Below are 1,015 nucleotides of genomic sequence, written 5' to 3'. Positions count from 1 at the left end.
CTCACCTTCGTCACCAGCGATCCCGAGTTCAACGACGATGTGCAGCTCAACATCCTGGCCAACCCGAACGACGCCCAGGTGCTCGGCGGTATCGCCGCCGGCGTGGTGTTCAAACAGATTTGGAAGCGCGTCGACGACAACGACGCGGCCGCACCGAACCCGAAAGATCTCCACCGTAGTGTCCGAGAAGTATTGATTGCCGCAGTCATTCAAGGGGCATTCTTCGGCCTGGTCAAGGCAGCAGTGGACCGAGCCGGTGCCACCGGTTATCGTGCCTTGACTCACGAAGATCCGGTGTAGACGTTCTCGGTCACCGAGGTTGCCGAAATAAGTGGGTTGACTCTCGGCATCGAAAGATGCGCGGTCGGCGACGATGCCGCGGCTCGGCCTGGTCGATGGAACCAGTCGTGAGGACCGGCTCGCGTGAAGATACGACGCGCCGCACGGCCGGGGGACGCGGACGAACCGACCATCTTGGTGCAGGTGGGCAGACCAACGTTATTACCCGGGCAATAACCGATGTGCACCCTTCTCCGACGCCTTCGGCGTGGAGTACAGGACTGACGAGTCGCTGCGACAACGACAACGACGTCAACCCTCAGGCGTGATCCGGGCACCGCAACTCAGACGGTACGGTCCATCCGCTCGCTGTGAGCCACCGGCGCACCGGGTCCGGAAAACCATCACCACTGTGGGCGGCCTGGGCGAGATCGCCGGCGAGGATTCGGCCCGTCGCCGCACACCGCGCACGCGACATCGAAGGCCGGCGGCGGTTCGCACTGGTCGCAATGAGATCGGGCGATGACCGAACCAAGAAGGTCCGCGCGTTGGTGGGCGTCTTCGGCTCTGGTGCTCGGCTCGTAGCCGCAGAGGCAGATCCGCGGCGACAGCATCGCCACAACAGGGACCGCAGCCCACCATGTTCACCGGTACAGCCGACGAACTCGCAGCCCGGGTGCGTGTGTTGAGGTGCCCGTACACGGTGGTACGGGGAACGTTCAGGCCGTGGTGAACG

Annotated in this window: 1 protein-coding gene; it reads left to right on the top strand. The window is 63.9% G+C overall.

The window, feature by feature from the left end; all coding sequences use genetic code 11:
• Nucleotides 1-300 (top strand): DUF4235 domain-containing protein (locus tag ABT116_RS50470; RefSeq protein WP_351648608.1); only part of this gene is annotated, 300 nt, incomplete at its 5' end.
• Nucleotides 301-1,015 lie beyond the last annotated feature (715 nt).

It is taken from the genome of Streptomyces sp. NPDC002130 (genome assembly GCF_040296465.1).
Taxonomy (GTDB): domain Bacteria; phylum Actinomycetota; class Actinomycetes; order Streptomycetales; family Streptomycetaceae; genus Streptomyces.
This window is presented reverse-complemented; position numbering and strand designations above follow the sequence as displayed.